General features: G+C 64.6%; 14 protein-coding genes and 2 pseudogenes. 11 read left to right on the top strand and 5 right to left on the bottom strand.

The genetic code is table 11. The features are described 5' to 3' along the window. The first annotated feature begins 20 nt into the window (after positions 1–20). Positions 21–2,129: a YgiQ family radical SAM protein gene (locus ACTTAG_RS04570; protein WP_444464369.1), complete on the top strand. Its 2,109-nt coding sequence runs from the start codon at positions 21–23 to the stop codon at positions 2,127–2,129. 7 nt (positions 2,130–2,136) lie between these two features. Here ACTTAG_RS04570 and ACTTAG_RS04565 read toward each other — a convergent pair whose 3' ends face one another. From ACTTAG_RS04565 to ACTTAG_RS04555, 3 genes are all read right to left on the bottom strand, one after another. Then, positions 2,137–3,465: an RsmB/NOP family class I SAM-dependent RNA methyltransferase gene (locus ACTTAG_RS04565; protein ID WP_444464368.1), complete on the bottom strand. Its 1,329-nt coding sequence runs from the start codon at positions 3,463–3,465 to the stop codon at positions 2,137–2,139. A 137-nt stretch (positions 3,466–3,602) separates the two neighbouring features. Next, positions 3,603–4,682, bottom strand: a complete 1,080-nt coding sequence (locus tag ACTTAG_RS04560) for an ABC transporter ATP-binding protein (RefSeq protein WP_444464367.1) — start codon at positions 4,680–4,682, stop codon at positions 3,603–3,605. Between the two features lie 165 nt (positions 4,683–4,847). Then, a complete protein-coding gene (locus ACTTAG_RS04555) occupies positions 4,848–6,206 on the bottom strand; it encodes an alanine/glycine:cation symporter family protein (protein ID WP_444464366.1) in 1,359 nt (452 codons plus the stop codon). A 325-nt stretch (positions 6,207–6,531) separates the two neighbouring features. Here ACTTAG_RS04555 and ACTTAG_RS04550 point away from each other — a divergent pair, with 325 nt between their 5' ends. Both ACTTAG_RS04550 and ACTTAG_RS04545 read left to right on the top strand, forming a co-directional pair. Continuing rightward, positions 6,532–7,458, top strand: coding sequence for an EAL domain-containing protein (locus ACTTAG_RS04550; RefSeq protein ID WP_444464365.1), 927 nt, complete (start codon positions 6,532–6,534; stop codon positions 7,456–7,458). A 5-nt stretch (positions 7,459–7,463) separates the two neighbouring features. Next, on the top strand, positions 7,464–8,099 hold the full coding sequence (locus tag ACTTAG_RS04545; protein ID WP_444464364.1) for a hypothetical protein: 636 nt from the start codon (positions 7,464–7,466) through the stop codon (positions 8,097–8,099). Positions 8,100–8,272: 173 nt separating this feature from the next. Here the strand turns inward: ACTTAG_RS04545 and ACTTAG_RS04540 are convergent, their stop codons facing one another. After that, positions 8,273–8,692, bottom strand: a complete 420-nt coding sequence (locus ACTTAG_RS04540; RefSeq protein WP_444464363.1) for a VOC family protein — start codon at positions 8,690–8,692, stop codon at positions 8,273–8,275. Positions 8,693–8,965: 273 nt separating this feature from the next. On the opposite strand from ACTTAG_RS04540, the gene ACTTAG_RS04535 reads away from it, so the two are divergent. From ACTTAG_RS04535 to ACTTAG_RS04520, 4 genes and pseudogenes are all read left to right on the top strand, one after another. Further along, positions 8,966–9,235, top strand: a complete 270-nt coding sequence (locus tag ACTTAG_RS04535) for a hypothetical protein (protein ID WP_444464362.1) — start codon at positions 8,966–8,968, stop codon at positions 9,233–9,235. Between the two features lie 4 nt (positions 9,236–9,239). Next, complete coding sequence (locus tag ACTTAG_RS04530; protein WP_444464361.1) at positions 9,240–9,986, top strand: Fic/DOC family protein; 747 nt, start codon at positions 9,240–9,242, stop codon at positions 9,984–9,986. Between the two features lie 125 nt (positions 9,987–10,111). Next, positions 10,112–11,301 (top strand): annotated as a pseudogene (locus ACTTAG_RS04525) (IS5 family transposase). Positions 11,302–11,421: 120 nt separating this feature from the next. Beyond that, positions 11,422–11,550: a hypothetical protein gene (locus ACTTAG_RS04520; RefSeq protein WP_444464360.1), complete on the top strand. Its 129-nt coding sequence runs from the start codon at positions 11,422–11,424 to the stop codon at positions 11,548–11,550. 3 nt (positions 11,551–11,553) lie between these two features. Here the strand turns inward: ACTTAG_RS04520 and ACTTAG_RS04515 are convergent, their stop codons facing one another. Further along, positions 11,554–11,916: a hypothetical protein gene (locus tag ACTTAG_RS04515; RefSeq protein WP_444464359.1), complete on the bottom strand. Its 363-nt coding sequence runs from the start codon at positions 11,914–11,916 to the stop codon at positions 11,554–11,556. 176 nt (positions 11,917–12,092) lie between these two features. Between ACTTAG_RS04515 and ACTTAG_RS04510 the strand changes: the two genes are divergently transcribed. The 4 genes and pseudogenes from ACTTAG_RS04510 (at position 12,093) to ACTTAG_RS04495 (ending at position 16,110) form a co-directional block, all read left to right on the top strand. Then, a complete protein-coding gene (locus ACTTAG_RS04510; protein ID WP_444464358.1) occupies positions 12,093–12,845 on the top strand; it encodes a type I restriction endonuclease in 753 nt (250 codons plus the stop codon). Positions 12,846–12,898: 53 nt separating this feature from the next. Then, a pseudogene (locus tag ACTTAG_RS04505) lies at positions 12,899–13,648 on the top strand (DEAD/DEAH box helicase family protein); the annotation flags it as partial. 33 nt (positions 13,649–13,681) lie between these two features. Further along, positions 13,682–15,358 carry a type I restriction enzyme subunit R domain-containing protein gene (locus ACTTAG_RS04500; RefSeq protein ID WP_444465198.1) on the top strand — a complete coding sequence of 559 codons (1,677 nt, stop codon included), beginning with the start codon at positions 13,682–13,684 and terminating at the stop codon, positions 15,356–15,358. Further along, positions 15,355–16,110: a M48 family metallopeptidase gene (locus tag ACTTAG_RS04495; protein WP_444464357.1), complete on the top strand. Its 756-nt coding sequence runs from the start codon at positions 15,355–15,357 to the stop codon at positions 16,108–16,110. The genes ACTTAG_RS04500 and ACTTAG_RS04495 overlap by 4 nt, the downstream gene beginning before the upstream one ends. Positions 16,111–16,233 lie beyond the last annotated feature (123 nt).

The raw sequence follows: 16,233 nt of genomic DNA, 5'->3' as shown, positions 1-16,233 counted from the left end.
GCGCCCTATAGGATGTGGCCATGACCACCCTCCAGACTTCCCGCCCACCGCCGCCGGGCCGACGCGCCCCCGGCCCCCCTGCCGCGCCTTTCCTGCCGATGAGCCGCGCCGAAATGGCCGCGCTGGGCTGGGACGAATGCGACATCGTCCTTGTCACCGGCGATGCCTATGTCGACCACCCGAGTTTCGGCATGGCGATCATCGGCAGGTTGCTGGAATCGCAGGGCTTCCGCGTCGGCATCCTGTCGCAGCCCGATTGGCACTCGGCCGAGCCGTTCAAGGCGCTGGGCAAGCCGCGGCTCTTTTTCGGCGTCACCGGCGGCAACATGGATTCCATGGTGAACCGCTACACCTCGGACCGCAAGCTGCGCCATGACGACGCCTATACGGCCGGGGGCGAGGGTGGCAGGCGCCCCGACCGCTCGACCATCGTTTACACCCAGCGCTGCCGCGAGGCCTTCAAGGACGTGCCGGTGATCCTGGGCGGCATCGAGGCCTCGCTGCGCCGGATTGCGCATTACGATTACTGGTCGGACAAGGTCCGCCGCTCGATCCTGGCCGATGCCAAGGCGGATCTTTTGCTTTACGGCAATGCCGAACGCGCCGTGGTCGAGGTGGCCAACCGGCTGGCTGCGGGGGAAAGCCCGCGCGATCTGGCCGATATCCGCGGCGTCGTCCTGTTCCGCCCGGTGCCCGAGGGCTTCACCGAACTGCCCGCCGATGATCTGGACAGTGCCGACGAGGGCGCCAGCCGCACCGCGGGCAACACCGTGATCCGGCTGCCGTCGTTCGAGCAGGTCGAGACCGACCGCGAGGCCTATGCCCGCGCCTCGCGCGTGCTGCACCGCGAGGCCAATCCGGGCAATGCCCGCCCGCTGGTTCAGCGGCACGGCGACCGGGATCTGTGGCTCAACCCGCCGCCGATCCCGCTGACCTCCGAAGAAATGGATGCGGTCTATGACCTGCCCTATGCCCGGGCGCCGCATCCCTCCTATGGCGGGGCGAAGATCCCCGCCTGGGACATGATCAAGACCTCGGTCACGGTGATGCGCGGCTGCTTTGGCGGCTGCACCTTCTGTTCGATCACCGAACACGAGGGCCGCGTGATCCAGAGCCGCTCCGAAGCCTCGATCCTGCGCGAAATCGAGGCGATCCGCGACAAGACCCCGGGCTTTGCGGGCGTGATTTCCGACATCGGCGGGCCGACCGCGAACATGTACCGGATGGCCTGCAAGGACCCGAAGGTGCAGGCCGCCTGCCGCCTGCCCTCTTGCGTGTTCCCGGACATCTGCCCGAACCTTGATACCTCGCATGACGATCTGATCCGGCTTTATCGCAAGGTGCGCGAGGTCAAGGGGGTCAAGAAGGTGATGGTGGCCTCGGGCGTGCGATATGATCTGGCGGTGAAAAGCCCCGACTATATCAAGGAGTTGGTGACCCATCACGTCGGCGGCTATCTGAAGATCGCCCCCGAACATACCGAGCGGGGCCCGCTGGATGTGATGATGAAGCCCGGCATCGGCACCTATGACCGGTTCAAGGAAATGTTCGACGCCGCGGCGAAACAGGCGGGCAAGAAATACTTCCTGATCCCCTATTTCATCGCCGCCCACCCGGGCACCAGTGACGCGGACATGCTGAACCTCGCGCTCTGGCTGAAGAAGAACCGCTACCGCGCCGATCAGGTGCAGACCTTCCTGCCCTCGCCGATGGCGACGGCGACGGCGATGTATCACACCGGGGTCAACACGCTGAAAGGGGTGCGGCGGGGCGCTTCCGAGCCGGTGGGCACGGTGCGCGGCACACGGCAGCGGCGGCTGCACAAGGCGTTCTTGCGCTATCACGACCCGGACAACTGGCCGCTGCTGCGCGAGGCGCTGAAGGAGATGGGCCGGGCCGATCTGATCGGGACCGGGGTCAACCATCTGGTGCCCGGCCATCAGCCGCCCGGAACCGGCAAGACCGTCGCGGGCAAGGTGGGCGCGGGCAAGGCGGGCGCGGGCAAGGCGGGCGCGGGCAAGGCGGGCGCGGGCAAAGCCGCGCCGAAGCGCGCGTCGTCGCGGCCGGGGCCCGGGGCGAAGACCTTCACCACCAAAGGCGTGCCGTTTCCGAAATTCCCGAAGAAATGATCCGGGCTCAGGCGTCGTCTTCGGGCGGCGCCTCGGCGACGGCGGCGCGCTGCAGCACGGCGGCAAAGAAGCCGTCGGTGTCATGGCGGGCGGGCGTCAGCGACAGATAGTCGGGATGGGCCGAGCCTGTCAGTTGCGGCGCCACCTCGGCCAGCGGCACGGCGGAAAATTCGGGATGGGTGGCCAGGAAAGCCGCCACCTGATCCTCGTTTTCGTCGGCCATCATCGAGCAGGTCGCATAGACCAGCCGCCCGCCCGGCTTCACCAGCCGCGCGGCGCTGGCCAGAATCCGCCCCTGCAGCGCCAGTAGCGCGTCGAGGCCCTTTTCCTCGGGGGTGCGCCAGCGCGCATCGGGGTTGCGCCGCCAAGTGCCGGTGCCCGAACAGGGCACATCGACCAGAACGCGGTCGAAGCTGGCCTTGTGCCGCTTCACCCAGCGGTCGGTTTCGCTGCTCAGCACGCGGGTTTCGGCATTCTGCAGCCCGGCCCGCCGCGCCCGTTCGGCGCAGCGTTTCAGCCGCCCCTCGCTGACATCGCAGGCGATGATCCGGCCCTTGTTCTGCATCTGCGCGGCAATGGCCAGCGTCTTGCCCCCCGGCCCCGCGCAGAAATCGACGACGCGATCGCCGGGCCTCGCCTGCATCAGCAGCGCCACCAGCTGCGAGCCCTCGTCCTGAATTTCGATCTCGCCGGTTTTCAGCCCCGGCAGACGCGCCAGCGACATCCGTTCCGCAATCCGGATGCCAAGGGGCGCCAGGGCCGAGGCCTGCGCGGGCAGCTCCAGCGCCTGCAACTGGCGCAGCACCGCCGCGCGCGTGGTCTTGAGCGAATTGACCCGCAGATCCAGCGGCGGCGGGGTCAGCATCGCCGCCATCTCGGTCGCGAAATCGGTGCCGAAGCGACGCCGGAAGCCCTCGGCCGCCCAGTCCGGGCATTCAAGGCGCACATCTTCGGGCATCGCCGGGTGGTCGACCGGGTTGCCCTGCAGCTTGACCACCAGCGTCTGTTCGGCCTCGGTCAGCGCGGCGGGTCCGTATTTCACACCCGAAAACAGGCGCTTGATCTCTTCGGGCCGGCGGCCTTCGGCCAGCACCAGAAAGGCCAGCAGCCGGTTGCGCGGCGTGTCGGGGCGGCCGTGGCGCGCAAGCCACCAGCCCAGCCGCGCCCTGTGGCTGAGCAGGGCATGGAGCATGTCCAGGATCGGCCCGCGGTCGCAGTCGTCGATCTGGCGCCGGGCGCGGAACCAGGCCGAGATCACGGCATCGGCCGTGCGGGCGGAGGTGCCGATGTCGATCATCAGATCAAGGGCGGCTTGCAGGCGGGCGGCTGGGGTCACGGCGGAACGATCCGGTTGAACGCAGGCAGCGCGGGCGACATCCGGTCCCTGTCGCGCCTGCTGGCCAGTCCCCGGCGGCCTTGCGGCCCTGTGGCGTCTTTAGCGGCAAGCGCGGCGTTTGGAAACCGGCATTGCGGTCAACCGGCCTTTGTCGGCTCTGCCGCCAGAACCCGCACCGCCGCCGGATCCAGCCGCAGCCCGACCCGGGTCAGATCGCGCGGCCGCGGCGCCGAGGGCAGATCCAGCTGCACCGCCGCGCCGCCCTCTTCCAGGGTCAGGAACAGCCGCTCCTGCGCGCCCAGAAACTCCTGCCGGTCGATCCGCGCCGCGGCGCCTTCGGCCGGATCGCACAGGTCCAGCGCCTGCGGCCGGAAGAAGGCCACCGCCGCCTGCCCCTCGGCCAGATCCGGCGCGGCAAAGCGGCCAAGCGGCGTTTGCAGCGCGCCCGCCGTGACCACCCCCGGCAGGGCCGTGCCCGGCCCCAGAAAGCGCGCGGTGTAAAGCGTGGGCGGGGCATGATACAGCTGGCGCGGCGCGGCCAGCGCCTCGATCCGGCCCGCCCGCATCACCGCCAGCCGGTCGGCCACCGCCAGCGCCTCGGCCGGGTCATGGGTGACAAGGATCGCCCCCACCCGCATCTGCCGCAAAAGCGCCAGCGTCTCGGCCCGGACGCTTTCACGCAACCCCTGATCCAGATTGGAAAAGGGCTCGTCCATCAGCAACAGGGCGGGCTGCGGCGCCAAGGCCCGCGCCAGCGCCACCCGCTGGCTTTCGCCCCCCGAAAGCATGTGCGGATAGCGCGCGGCCAGCGCCCCGACACCCGCCACCGCCAGCACCTCGGCCACCCGCGCCTGCACCCGGGCGCGGGGCCAGTCGCGCAGCCCGAAGGCCACGTTCTCGGCCACGCTCAGATGCGGAAACAGCGCGTAATCCTGAAACATGAAGCCGATGCCGCGCGCCTCGGGCTCGACGAAACGGCCCGGCCCCGCCAGCACCTGCCCCGCCAGCGCGATCTCGCCCGTGTCGGGATGCTCGACCCCGGCGATCAGGCGCAAAAGCGTGGACTTGCCACAGCCCGAAGCGCCAAGCAGGCACAGGATTTCCCCGGAGCCAAGGCTGAAAGAGACCTCTGCCAGGCCGGTGACGGCGCCGAAGCGGCGGCTGACACGATCAAGGCGAAGCCAGGAAACGGGCGGGGGAAGGGGCGCATCTGTCATCCCCCCCATCTATGAGATCGCGCCGGAAAATCCAGCGCGACCGCATCGGAAAAGCTGCGCAAAGATGCCCGCGGGATGAAGTGCCGGACCGTCGAAGCGGGGGCAGCGGTTGGAGGCAGCGATTGGGGGGCTGGGGCATCCGGCAGGACGCCCCAGCCTTTGGCGTCAGTTTTCGCCTTCGCCGCCCGGGGCGAAGTAATCGCGCGTCACCTTGACGATGATCGGCGAGAGCAGCAGCAGCGAAATCAGGTTCGGGATCGCCATCAGCGCATTGAGCGTATCCGCCACCAGCCAGGCGAAATCGAGGCTGAGCGTCGCCCCGAAGAAGACCGCGATGGTCCAAAGCACCCGGAACGGGATTTCGCTGACCGTGCCCAGCAGGAATTCCCAGCATTTCTCGGCATAGAAGGCCCAGCCCAGAATGGTGGTAAAGGCGAACAGCGCCAGACAGATCGTCAGCAGGTAGTTGCCATAGCCCGGCATCGCCGCCTCGAACGCCGAGGCGGAGAGCATCGCCCCGGTCTCGCCGCTGGTCCAGACGCCGGTGACCATGATCGCAAGGCCGGTCAGCGTGCAGATGATGATCGTATCGATGAAGGTCCCCATCATCCCGATCACGCCCGAGAAGACCGGGTTCGAGGTCGAGCCCGAGGCCTGCGCGATACCCGCGGTGCCAAGGCCCGCCTCGTTCGAGAAGATGCCGCGGGCCACGCCCTTCTGGATCGCCATGATGATCGTCGCGCCCAGGAAGCCGCCGGCGGCCGCCGTGCCGGTGAAGGCATCGGTGACGATGGTGGCAAAGGCCGCGGGGATGTTTTCGGCAAAGAGCACCAGAACGAAGATGACGCAGACCATGTAGACGATCGCCATGAAGGGCACGATCCGTTCGGCCACCGCGCCGATGCGCCGGATCCCGCCCAGCACGACCAGACCGGTGACGATCGTCAGCACCGCCCCGGTGATCCAGGTCTCGATGCCGAAGGAATTCTGGATCGCGCCCGCGATGCCGTTGGCCTGCACCATGTTGCCGATGCCAAAGCCCGCAAGGCCACCGAAGAAGGCGAAAGCGGTGGCGAGCCAGTGCCAGTGCTTGCCCAGCCCGTTCTTGATCGCGAACATCGGGCCGCCGACATGTTCGCCCTTGTCGTCAACCTCGCGATATTTCACCGCGACGACGACCTCGGCATATTTCGTGGCCATGCCGACGAAGGCGGTGACCCACATCCAGAACAGCGCGCCCGGGCCGCCGACCGCGATGGCGGTGGCGACACCGGCGATGTTGCCGGTCCCGATGGTGGCCGACAGCGCGGTCATCAGCGCCGCATAGGGGGTGATTTCCCCTTCCGAGTCGGCGCCGGGCGTGCGGCTTTTCCAGATCATCCGGAAGCCATAGGCGAGCTTGCGGATCGGCATGAAGCCCAGACGCAGCTGAAGGTAAAAGCCGGTGCCGATGATCAGCACGATCATCGGAACGCCCCAGACGATCCCGTTCAACCAGTTGAAGAAGTTGTGAATCAGTTCCAAACGCCAGTCTCCTCTCTGTCCCTTGTCCCGCGGCCTTCACAGGAAGATGCGCGGATATGCGGCGCCCTCGCGCCGCAGGGATCTTGTGCTGTTGTTCGCGGCCCTCTCCTACGGTCGCCCCGAAGGCAAGATCAACCCGGCGTTTCACCACATCCCCCCGCGCGGGGGGATCGGCGGCACATCGGCGGCAGGAAAGGTCAGCCGCCACGCCCGCAAAAACCTCGAAGCAGGATGTATCTTAACTACGAATCCTATCATTTTAGCGATTTAACAGGTTGTTGACCTGTCGCCCGCAGTCTTGCCGTTCAATGGTGAGGAGTGGCAGATGAGGAAATACCCCAGCTTTCCGCGCGATGTGGCAGACCCGTCCGAGGCCAGCCCGCTCGCCTTCGCGGTCGCCCGTCGCGATCGGGAGACCCTGGCAATGGTGACCCGCGCCGTCGCGCGGGGCGATGTGCTGCTGGCCTTTCAGCCGATCATGCAGACCGCCCGGCCGGACCGCCCGGCCTTTTACGAAGGGCTGCTGCGCGTGCTGGACGAAACGGGCCGGGTGATTCCCTCGCAGGATTTCATCGGCGCCGCCGAAACCACCGAACTCGGTCGAAAGCTGGATTGTCTGGCGCTGGAGATGGGGCTGATGACGCTGGCGGAAAACCCGACCCTGCGGCTGTCGGTGAACATGTCGGCGCGCTCGATCGGCTGGCCGGACTGGACGCGCGTCCTGGCCCGCGGCCTGGCCCGGGACGAGACTTTGGGCGAGCGGCTGATCCTCGAGATCACCGAAGCCTCGGCGATGACGATGCCCGAACTGGTGTCGGTCTTCATGCATGACATGCATCTCAAGGGCATCTGCTTCGCGATCGACGATTTCGGGGCGGGCTACACCTCGTTCCGCTATCTGCGCGAGTTCTACTTCGACATCCTGAAGATTTCCGGCCAGTTCATTTCCGGCATCGCGCAGAACCCCGACAGCCAGGTGCTGACCCGGGCGCTCATGTCGATTGCGGGGCATTTCGACATGTTCACGGTGGCGGAGGGCGTGGAAACGGCGGAAGACGCGGCCTGGCTGGCGGCGCAGGGCGTCGATTGCCTGCAGGGGTATTATTTCGGCGCCCCGACCATCATGCCGTCCTGGAAAACCCCCCGAGGCGCGCTACGCGGGCGTCTGATCGCGCAACGGGTGTCGCCCATCGGGCAGAGGAGAGCGGCCCCCCTCCCATCTGGGGGCAAGATTGCGATGGCGGGGGGGTAGCTCACGTGGCGGGCGATCCCCGGTTCTCGAACCGGCGCGTGTTCAGCGCAACCGAACATGCCGGGCTGCTTGCCGAAATCCCGACGCGGGTCAGCCTGCGCACGATCCGGCGCGAGAGCGGTGCCAGCCGGACCGAATTGGAACGGCTGGCGGCCGAGGGCTGCCTGACCCCGCGTTGCCGGTGCGAGACGGTGCGGCTGCGCTGGAGCCTGACGCAAGCCAAAGACCTCCTGTCCGGCCTGCAATCCCGGGCCACGTCGGTTCCGGCCGAAGATCCAGCTTGGGAAACGCTCCTCTCGGCGAGCGATTGCAACCTCCAGAGCCTCTCGGCGCTTCTTGCGGCGGTCAGGGCGGGTGAGCTGTCGATCGGCACGCTCGGCCCCGGGTTCAGCGATCTGCGTTTGCGTCGGGCCGAGATCGACGCTCTCGTCCCTGCGGCCTCCGCCCCGCAAGAGCCGCTGATCCCCGCCACGGCCTTCGGCATTTCGGTGGGCATCAAGGACAAGGGCTGGTTCCGGGCGCTGATCGAAGCGGGCCAGACCCCGGCAACGCGGTTGCGGCACCAGAAGACCGGCATCAAAAATACCTACATGACCGAGGCTGATATCACGGCGTTTCAACAATCAGATGGGGTTTGGTAGGCATGGAGGGACCGCAATAATCAAGCGCGATCAGTGCCTTAAGCTGTATCAGCGTGGTCTTTCGGGGTTATGAAAATCAAGGACTTACAGGGCAGTTTGTATCACCCGATTCCGCGCGCGGCGGGGCCGCGGCCCGGTCACGCGCCGCTGTCGGATGCCTGGACCAACGCGGCCTAGAACGTGATGATGACCGAGGGCGCGCTGCGCTGCGCCGCGCCCTGATAGACCGCCTCGATGTTGTTTCCATCCGGGTCCAGCACGAAGGCGGCATAATATCCCGGGTGATAGGCCCGGATGCCGGGGGCGCCATTGTCGCGCCCGCCATGCGCCAAGGCCGCGCGGTAGAACGCATCGACCGTTTCGCGATCCTGCCCCTGAAAGGCCAGATGGTGCCGTCCCGTAAGCGCGCCCGAAGCGGCCGGGCTGTCGGCCGAAGACACGACAAGCTCATCGGCGACGAAGTAGCCATTCCCGGTGCTCAGAACCGGGATCCCCAGGACGGACATCACCGCCGTGTAAAAGCTCTCGCTTGCGGGCAGGTCGCGCACGACAAGCTGAATGTGATCGATCAGGCGGCCACGGTGCAGTTGCATTGCTTTGCATCCCTTTCAGTGCAGGCTCGGCGCAAAGCTAGGCACGATTCCGAAGGATCGGTAAGGGCTGGACCGCCCCTTGCGACGTTTCGGCCAAGCGCCAGCTTCGGGGATCCGCGCGCGGCAGGCCGATCGGCGGCAGGAAGCCTTGCCCGGGGTCTCCTCGGGCACTCCTGGCCGCGAACAGGGGCGCGCCCCCTTGCCGAGTGTCCAGAACCGAATCGGAGTAGCGCGACCTCATTTGCGATGCTATCTTGGCGCAAGGAGAGCCGCATGCCCGAGTATGTCGTCGCAGAAAAGCAGCGAAACAAGCGCGCCCACAAGGTCGCAGACGTTGTTGCGCGTTTCAGTCGGCAGAAGAAATTCCTGCCGGAGAAAACCTACGGTCATGTCTATGCCGCGAAGGTGACCGAGCTGGCGGGCGACAACGTCGAACTCGACATGATCGAAGAGGTCCTTGTCGCGCTCAAGCGCCGCAAGATCATCAGCGGCCGCCGCATGGTGAACCTTCTCGGTCAGCACCAGCGCGAGATCCGGGGCTGACCTCTTGGCCTTCGACCCGTTTGGCGACTTCGCGACAAGAGGTTATTTGCGCAACACCCAGGCCCTCAGCGATCCTGAATCGGTCAAGCGCGTCGAGCACTCCTTGTTCCTGGCGAACCTGGAAGATGCTATCGAGATGCTCCAAGCTTGTGAGGTGATCGATTACGGCAGTTTCCTCGAAGTCCACCGTATCCTGTTCGAGGATTTTTACCCTTGGGCCGGGCAGGACCGAGCGGCCACGGCGCCGGATCTCTACATATCCAAGGGCGATGTCCGTTTCGCGCAGGCGTCAGAGATCCGGCGTGCGGTCGACTATGGACTTGATCTGGCTCGCAAGGACCTTCGAGCGAAATGCGGAACCGTCATGGGGCAGTTCGCCTTCGGTCATCCGTTCCTCGACGGGAACGGACGCGCCATCATGCTGGTTTTCGGGGAGTTGTGCCACCGGGCAGGCTTCGGTATCGCTTGGGAGGGCACGACGAAAACCGACTACCTGACAGCTCTCACGCAGGAGTTGGATGATCCAAGGTCGGAGCCGCTCACGACCTATCTTACTCCCTTCATTACAGGCCAAGTTCCGCATGCGGCCTATTCGAAAACGCTCAACGAGCTACCGGGGCTCAGCGGCATGGCGCGCTTCATCGATGAGGGGCGGGATGTCGCCGGCTACACCTCCGATCCAGCCTCAAAGAAGGTCTATGAGGCCTATGCCGCTATCCGTAATGCGGCAATGCGGGGTTTAGGAGGATGACGGCCAAGGCCTGATAACGCTACACGCTCGGCCCTAGGCCGACCATTAGCAGGGTGCTGAAATAGTCGGCCTCGACCGCGGATACGAAACATGATTCACCCCTTCCCATGGCGAAGGGGATCACGATGCGGGGCACGGACGAGACGAGCGGGTCGCTTTTCAGCTATGTCGACCTCGAGGATCGCATCCCGGCCAGGCATCCGCTGCGCAAGATCCGGCAGGTGGTGAACGAAGCCCTCACCAGCCTCGATGGTGATTTCGAGGGGCTTTACATCCGCTTCGGCCGCCCCTCGATCGCGCCGGAACGGCTGATCCGGGCGAGCCTGCTGCAAATTCTGTTTTCCATCCGCTCGGAACGGCAACTGATGGAGCAGATGGATTACAACCTGCTGTTTCGCTGGTTCGTCGGGCTGGGGATCGACGATCAGGTCTGGGTTCCAACCGTGTTCACGAAGAACCGCGACCGGCTGATGAGCACCGAGATGTCGCGCAAGATCATGGCCGCGATCCTCGCCCATCGCGAGGTGGCGCCACTGCTCTCGGACGAGCATTTCTCGGTCGATGGCACGCTGGTGAAGGCCTGGGCCTCGATGAAGAGCTTCCAGCCGAAGGCGCCGCCGCCCGAGGCCAATGGTCCCGATGACGGGCCGGACGACGAGGATCCCGGCGCCCCGCCGCCGCAAAGCCCCGCCCCCGAGACGCCCGCGACCGAAGCAAAGACCGATCCGATGCCCCGCAGCCCCCGCCAGAACCGCAATGCCGAGGTCGACTTTCGCGGCGAGAAACGCTCGAATGCGACGCATGCCTCGACCACCGACCCCGAGGCGCGGCTTTACAAGAAATCCCCCGGGACCGGCGCGATGCTGTGCTTCATCGGCCATGCGCTGATGGAGAACCGTTCCGGTCTGATCGTGCAGGGCGAGCTGACCCGCGCCGATGGCCATGCCGAACGGCAGGCCGCGCTCGACATGATCCACCGCCATTCCCCCCGGCTCGACCCGGCGCCTGACGCTGGGGGCGGACAAAGGCTATGACGCAGCTGACTTCGTCCGCGACCTGCGCAAGGCTTGCGTCACGCCCCATGTCGCACAAAAAGGCCCGACATTCCGCCATCGACCGCCGCACCACCCGTCACGACGGCCACGCCATGTCGCTGAGACATCGAAAGCGGATCGAAGAGGCCTTTGGTTGGGCCAAGACGGTCGGTGGAATGGCGCAAACGATGTATCGCGGCCTTGACCGGGTGCGGTCGCGTTTCATCCTGACGATGGCAGCCAACAACCTGGCACGACTGCCCCGGCTGCTCGCCGCCTGAGGACGAAGAGCGGTGGACCGGCGGGGCGCTCAAGCCCAGAACTCGTACGAAAACGGGAAGTCATTCTCGTCTGCCGACTATTTCAGCGGCCTGCTAAGGCGATGACGGCTTTCTGCCCGGGTGGGTATCCTGCGCCATGCCTCGGGCGGCAAGATCAAGCTCAATGCCGGGCATCTGCAGCGCGCGGTGATGGGGGCCACGGTCGGCAAGGCGCGGCGGCCCGACGAATACGCCGCGCCCGAGGGCTGAGGCTCAGCGGCCCTGCACCAGTTCAAGCCAGACCTGCGCCATCGCTTCAGCATCCGGCCCGGCCCGGTGCGGATGCGGCAGGGTGCCGAGCAAGTGCAGCGCCTGCGGCAAGGCCTCGGCGCCGAAAGTACCGCTGACCGCATCGTCGAAATGCAAAAGCTGCACCGGGCGGCGCAGCAGCATGGCCAGCCATTTGCCGTCGAATTCGGGGCAATCGGAGAGGAGATGCGGCCCAACCGACACACCTTTCAGGGTGCCTTCGCGGATGCGTTCGACAACCGGGGCAGCGTCAGCCGCGCCGCTGAGCCGGATCGAGGCGACAAGCTGCCCGTCTTCCATCCGGTGCCCGGTCACGGTGCCAATCACGTCACGGGCGCTGCCCTGGCGGTGCCCATCAAGAACGGCTAGATGAGATCGACGGGCAAATCGCGGGAACGCTCACCGAGTTGGCCAAGCTGAGATCCCTGAAATCCGGCCTGATGGACGACCTGCTCACCGGACGGGTGCCCGTCACCGCCTTGCTGTAACCGAAGGGTCTGCCCATGGGTCACGAGTATGACGACGTTGAAAAACCCTTCCTCGCGCAATGCGCCGCCATGGGCTGGCAGCTGCAGGAGGGGGGCAAGGACGATCCGGGCCTGACCGGGCGCACGAGCTTTCGGCAGGTCATCAGTGAGGCCACGCTGCGCGCGCGTCTGCGCGCGATCAACCCCGGCCCCGATGGCCAGCCCTGGCTTGACGAGGCGCGCCTCTCCGAGGCCGTGGCCGCGCTGCTCCGCCCCGGCCAGCGCGGGCTGATCGAGGCGAACAAGGCGGTCACCGACCTTTTGCTAAAGGGGCTGACGGTCGAGGGGCTGCCCGGCTGGGACGGCGGGCGCGGCCAGACCATCCGCTACATCGCCTGGGACGACGTGGCGGCCAACAGTTTCGTCGTCGCCAACCAGTTCCGTGTCGATTGCCCCCCCGGTCATGACGTCGGCAAGGGATTCATCATCCCCGATGTGGTGATGCTGGTGAACGGCATCCCCGTCGTGGTGGTCGAGGCGAAAAGCCCCGCCATCCCCGAACCGCTGACGCAGGCGGTCAACCAGCTGCGCCGCTATCACAACGCCCGCAAGGCCGCGCTGGAGGTCGAGGAAAACGAGGGCGCGCCGGCGCTGTTCGCCAGCGTTCAGTTGCTGATCGCCACCAGCTTCGATCAGGCGCGGGTGGGCTGCATCGGCGCGGGGCTCGCGCATTATGGCCGCTGGAAAACGGTGGTCGGCCCGGATGGCTCGGCTCCGAGGACGAGGTGATCGCGGCGCTCGGCAAGAAGGGGCTGTCGGAGCAGGAGCGCCTTGTTGCCGGGATGTTGCGCCCGGCGCATCTTCTGGACATCCTGCGGCACTATCTCTTGTTCATGAACCTGGGCGGTCAGACCATCAAGACCGTTTGCAGGTATCAGCAATACCGCGCCGTGAACCGCGCTCTGGAGCGGCTGCGCAGCGGTAAGACCCGCTCGCAGGATGGCGAATATGACCGGCGGGGCGGGATCGTCTGGCATACGCAGGGGTCGGGAAAAAGCCTGACGATGGTGTTCATGATCCGCAAGATGCGCACGGATCTTGTGCTGCGGAAGTTCAAGGTGATCATGGTCACCGACCGCAAGGACCTGCAGCGGCAGTTGTCCGAGACGGCGACCCTGTCCGGCGACGTGGTCGAGATGGCGACAAGCAACTAATCGCTGAAGAAGCTTGCAAGGCGCAAGGGGCCGGGCCTCGTCTTCGCCACGATCCAGAAGTATCGGACGGATGAGGATGTGGCAGAGGTCACCAAGGGCCCGGCCTTCGAGGTCTTGAACGAAGACGAGACGATCGTCGTCGTCGTGGACGAGGCACATCGGACGCAGGCGGGTGATCTGCATGCGAACCTGATGGCGGCGCTGCCGAACTGCGCGCGCATCGGTTTCACCGGCACACCGATCATCATGGGCGAGAAGAAGCGCACCACGCAGATCTTTGGCGAATTCATCGACAGGTACACGATCAAGGAAGCTGAAGCCGACGGGGCGACCGTGCCCGTCCTTTATGAAGGGCGCACGGCCGAGGGAGCGGTAAAGGATGGCGCAACGCTGGATGGCCTGTTCGAAGACATGTTCCGAGACCGTACGGATGAAGAACTCGAGGCGATCCGCAAGAAATACGCGACAAAGGGCAACATCCTCGAGGCCCCCGCCCTGATCGCGGAGAAGGCGCGCGATATGCTGCGCCATTACGTGACCAACCTGCTGCCGAACGGATACAAGGCCCAGGTGGTGGCCTATAGCCGTACGGCTGTGGTCAGATATCATGCGGCGTTTCTTGCGGCCCGCGATGAGCTGATGGCCGAGGCGGCGGCTCTTTCCGACCGGGAAAAGGCGATGGATGACGAAGTGCTTTGCTCCAAGCCCGCGAAGTTGCAGGCTCTGGTTCAGGCATGGCGCTATCGCGACACCCTGCAGAAGATCGAGTTCGCCGCGATCATGTCGGGCGGCAACAATGATGATGCCTCGTGGAAGCAATGGACGGAAGGGGCGGCGCAGGAAGCGCGGATCAAGCGTTTCAAGAAGCCTTTGGTCCATGCGGACCCCGCCAAATCGGATCCGCTGGCTTTCCTGATCGTCAAGTCGATGCTGCTGACGGGGTTTGACGCTCCGATCGAGGGCGTGATGTATCTTGACCGCTCCACCCGTGAAGCCGAGCTTTTGCAGGCGATCGCCCGGGTTAACAGGACTGGCTTCGGGAAGACATGCGGCATCGTCGTGGATTACTTCGGCGTGGCGCACCACCTGAAGGCCGCATTGGCGGCATATTCTGACGAAGATATAGACGGAGCGCTGATCAGTTTGAATGATCAGATCCCGGTTCTTCATGACCGCCATATCCGAGTGGTGGACATCTTCAGGCGTGCCGGCCTTGATGACCTGTCGAACGACGAGGATTGTCTTCAAGTGCTTTCGACAGAAAAGGCGCGTGCCGAATTCACTGTCAAGCTCAAGGACTTCCTGAATTCGCTGGAGATCATTCTTCCGCGCCCTGAAGGCTTGCCCTTTGTCCGAGACGCGAAACGCCTTGCCTATATCCATGCCCGGGCCCGCAACAGGTATCGGGATGTCATGATGATCGGGGTGGATGTCGGCGCGAAGGTGCGCAAGCTGATCGATGACCACGTCATTTCTCTTGGAATCGACCAAAAGATCCCGCCGGTTCAGCTCACGGACGCGGATTTCGACAACCAAGTAGGTCAGGTCTCAGGAGACAGAGCAAAAGCGTCGGAAATGGAGCACGCAATCCGGTCCCACATTCGGAAACACCTTGAGACTGATCCTGTCCGCTTCAAGAAGATGTCCGAAAGGCTGAACGACATTCTCAGTGGTTTCGGCCAGCAGTGGGAGCGGATAATCGAACAACTTCAAGCCATTATTGATGAACTTCGCGGAGACGCGTGTGCCTCTGAAGATGTTGCCTCCGACATCCCCGAGGTTTATCGCCCCTTCCTTCGTACGGTGCTGGCAGCTTGCTCTGCCGATGAAAATACGTCTGCGGACCAACTTCGCGTGTTGCACAAGATGACCCACGACGTCGTGGATCGGTTGATCGAGGAGGTCGGAGCAAACCGATCGATCTGGAGCAGCTTCAAGATGGCGGATCAGGAGAACCTCAGGTCCGAAATCTTCGAAATCATCTTTGACGCACAGATCGTGGGCTTCGGCGTTCCGGATGCAGAGGCTTTGGCCGACCAGCTGATGCAGCAGGCGAAAGCAAACGATGATAAGTTGAGGGCTGCATGATGCCGAAGCTGCCCCTGAGCCCTGTCCGAACCGGTGGCAAGCCAACGCGGGTGAGCGAACGCCGTCTGAATATCGACGGCCTTTCCTTCGATGTCCACCGCAGTGATCGTCGCAAGACCATGCAGATTACGGTGGAGCGGTCTGGAGAGCTTTCGATTGTGGCTCCCTCGATGGTTGCCACCGAACAATTGATCGGCTTCATTGAGGAGAAGTTGCTTTGGGTTCACACCAAGGTCGAAGAAAAAGCGCGGCTTCAGCAGCGCGCGCCCTTCAAGGAATTCGTTGAGGGCGAGGGATTCTTATACTTGGGAAAGAGTTACCGACTGCGCCTTTCGGACAGTCAGCTCGTTGACCTCACCCTGAAAAATGGACGTTTTTGCCTGCGTCGAAGCTCTATTCATCGAAGCCGAGACATTTTCGTATCCTGGTACACGCGTCGAGCGCAGCAATGGTTCGAGAAGCAAGTGTCGGATTTCGCCAACCGAATGGGCGTTACCGTCGAAGAAGTCAGCGTTCAAGATCTGGGATTCAGGTGGGGTTCCTTTGGGGGTGATGGGCGCGTGTCATTCCACTGGAAGGCAATCCTTTTGCCGCCGAGGATTGCACAATACATCGTGGTGCATGAATTGGCGCACGCGCATTACCCTGACCATTCTGCAAGCTTCTGGATCAAAGTGGAACAGCATCTACCGGATTGGCGCAGTCGCAAGACCTGGCTGGCGGAGAATGGCATACAGGTCGAGGGAATATGATCATTTTACGCGGAAATGTGTGGGCAAACCGCCCAGAACCGTCCTTCACCGCATTGAGATCGGTGCTACAATGCTGTCGCTCGATCGCTCGATCGCTCAGCAGCGACAGGGCGGCCCAACCCA

It is taken from the genome of Rhodobacter capsulatus, from assembly GCF_052363185.1.
In the GTDB taxonomy this organism is placed as follows: domain Bacteria; phylum Pseudomonadota; class Alphaproteobacteria; order Rhodobacterales; family Rhodobacteraceae; genus Rhodobacter; species Rhodobacter capsulatus_E.
Note: the sequence above shows the minus strand (reverse complement) of the source record. Positions and strands in the feature narration are given on the sequence as shown.

Excerpts from the sequence above, each read along its gene's own strand:
- ACTTAG_RS04560 (WP_444464367.1), bottom strand. The coding sequence starts at position 4,682 with ATGACAGATGCGCCCCTTCCCCCGCCCGTTTCCTGGCTTCGCCTTGAT.
- ACTTAG_RS04510 (WP_444464358.1), top strand. The coding sequence starts at position 12,093 with ATGGGTCACGAGTATGACGACGTTGAAAAACCCTTCCTCGCGCAATGC.
- ACTTAG_RS04570 (WP_444464369.1), top strand. The coding sequence starts at position 21 with ATGACCACCCTCCAGACTTCCCGCCCACCGCCGCCGGGCCGACGCGCC.
- ACTTAG_RS04500 (WP_444465198.1), top strand. The coding sequence starts at position 13,682 with ATGTTCCGAGACCGTACGGATGAAGAACTCGAGGCGATCCGCAAGAAA.
- ACTTAG_RS04535 (WP_444464362.1), top strand. The coding sequence starts at position 8,966 with ATGCCCGAGTATGTCGTCGCAGAAAAGCAGCGAAACAAGCGCGCCCAC.
- ACTTAG_RS04540 (WP_444464363.1), bottom strand. The coding sequence starts at position 8,692 with ATGCAACTGCACCGTGGCCGCCTGATCGATCACATTCAGCTTGTCGTG.
- ACTTAG_RS04550 (WP_444464365.1), top strand. The coding sequence starts at position 6,532 with ATGAGGAAATACCCCAGCTTTCCGCGCGATGTGGCAGACCCGTCCGAG.
- ACTTAG_RS04495 (WP_444464357.1), top strand. The coding sequence starts at position 15,355 with ATGATGCCGAAGCTGCCCCTGAGCCCTGTCCGAACCGGTGGCAAGCCA.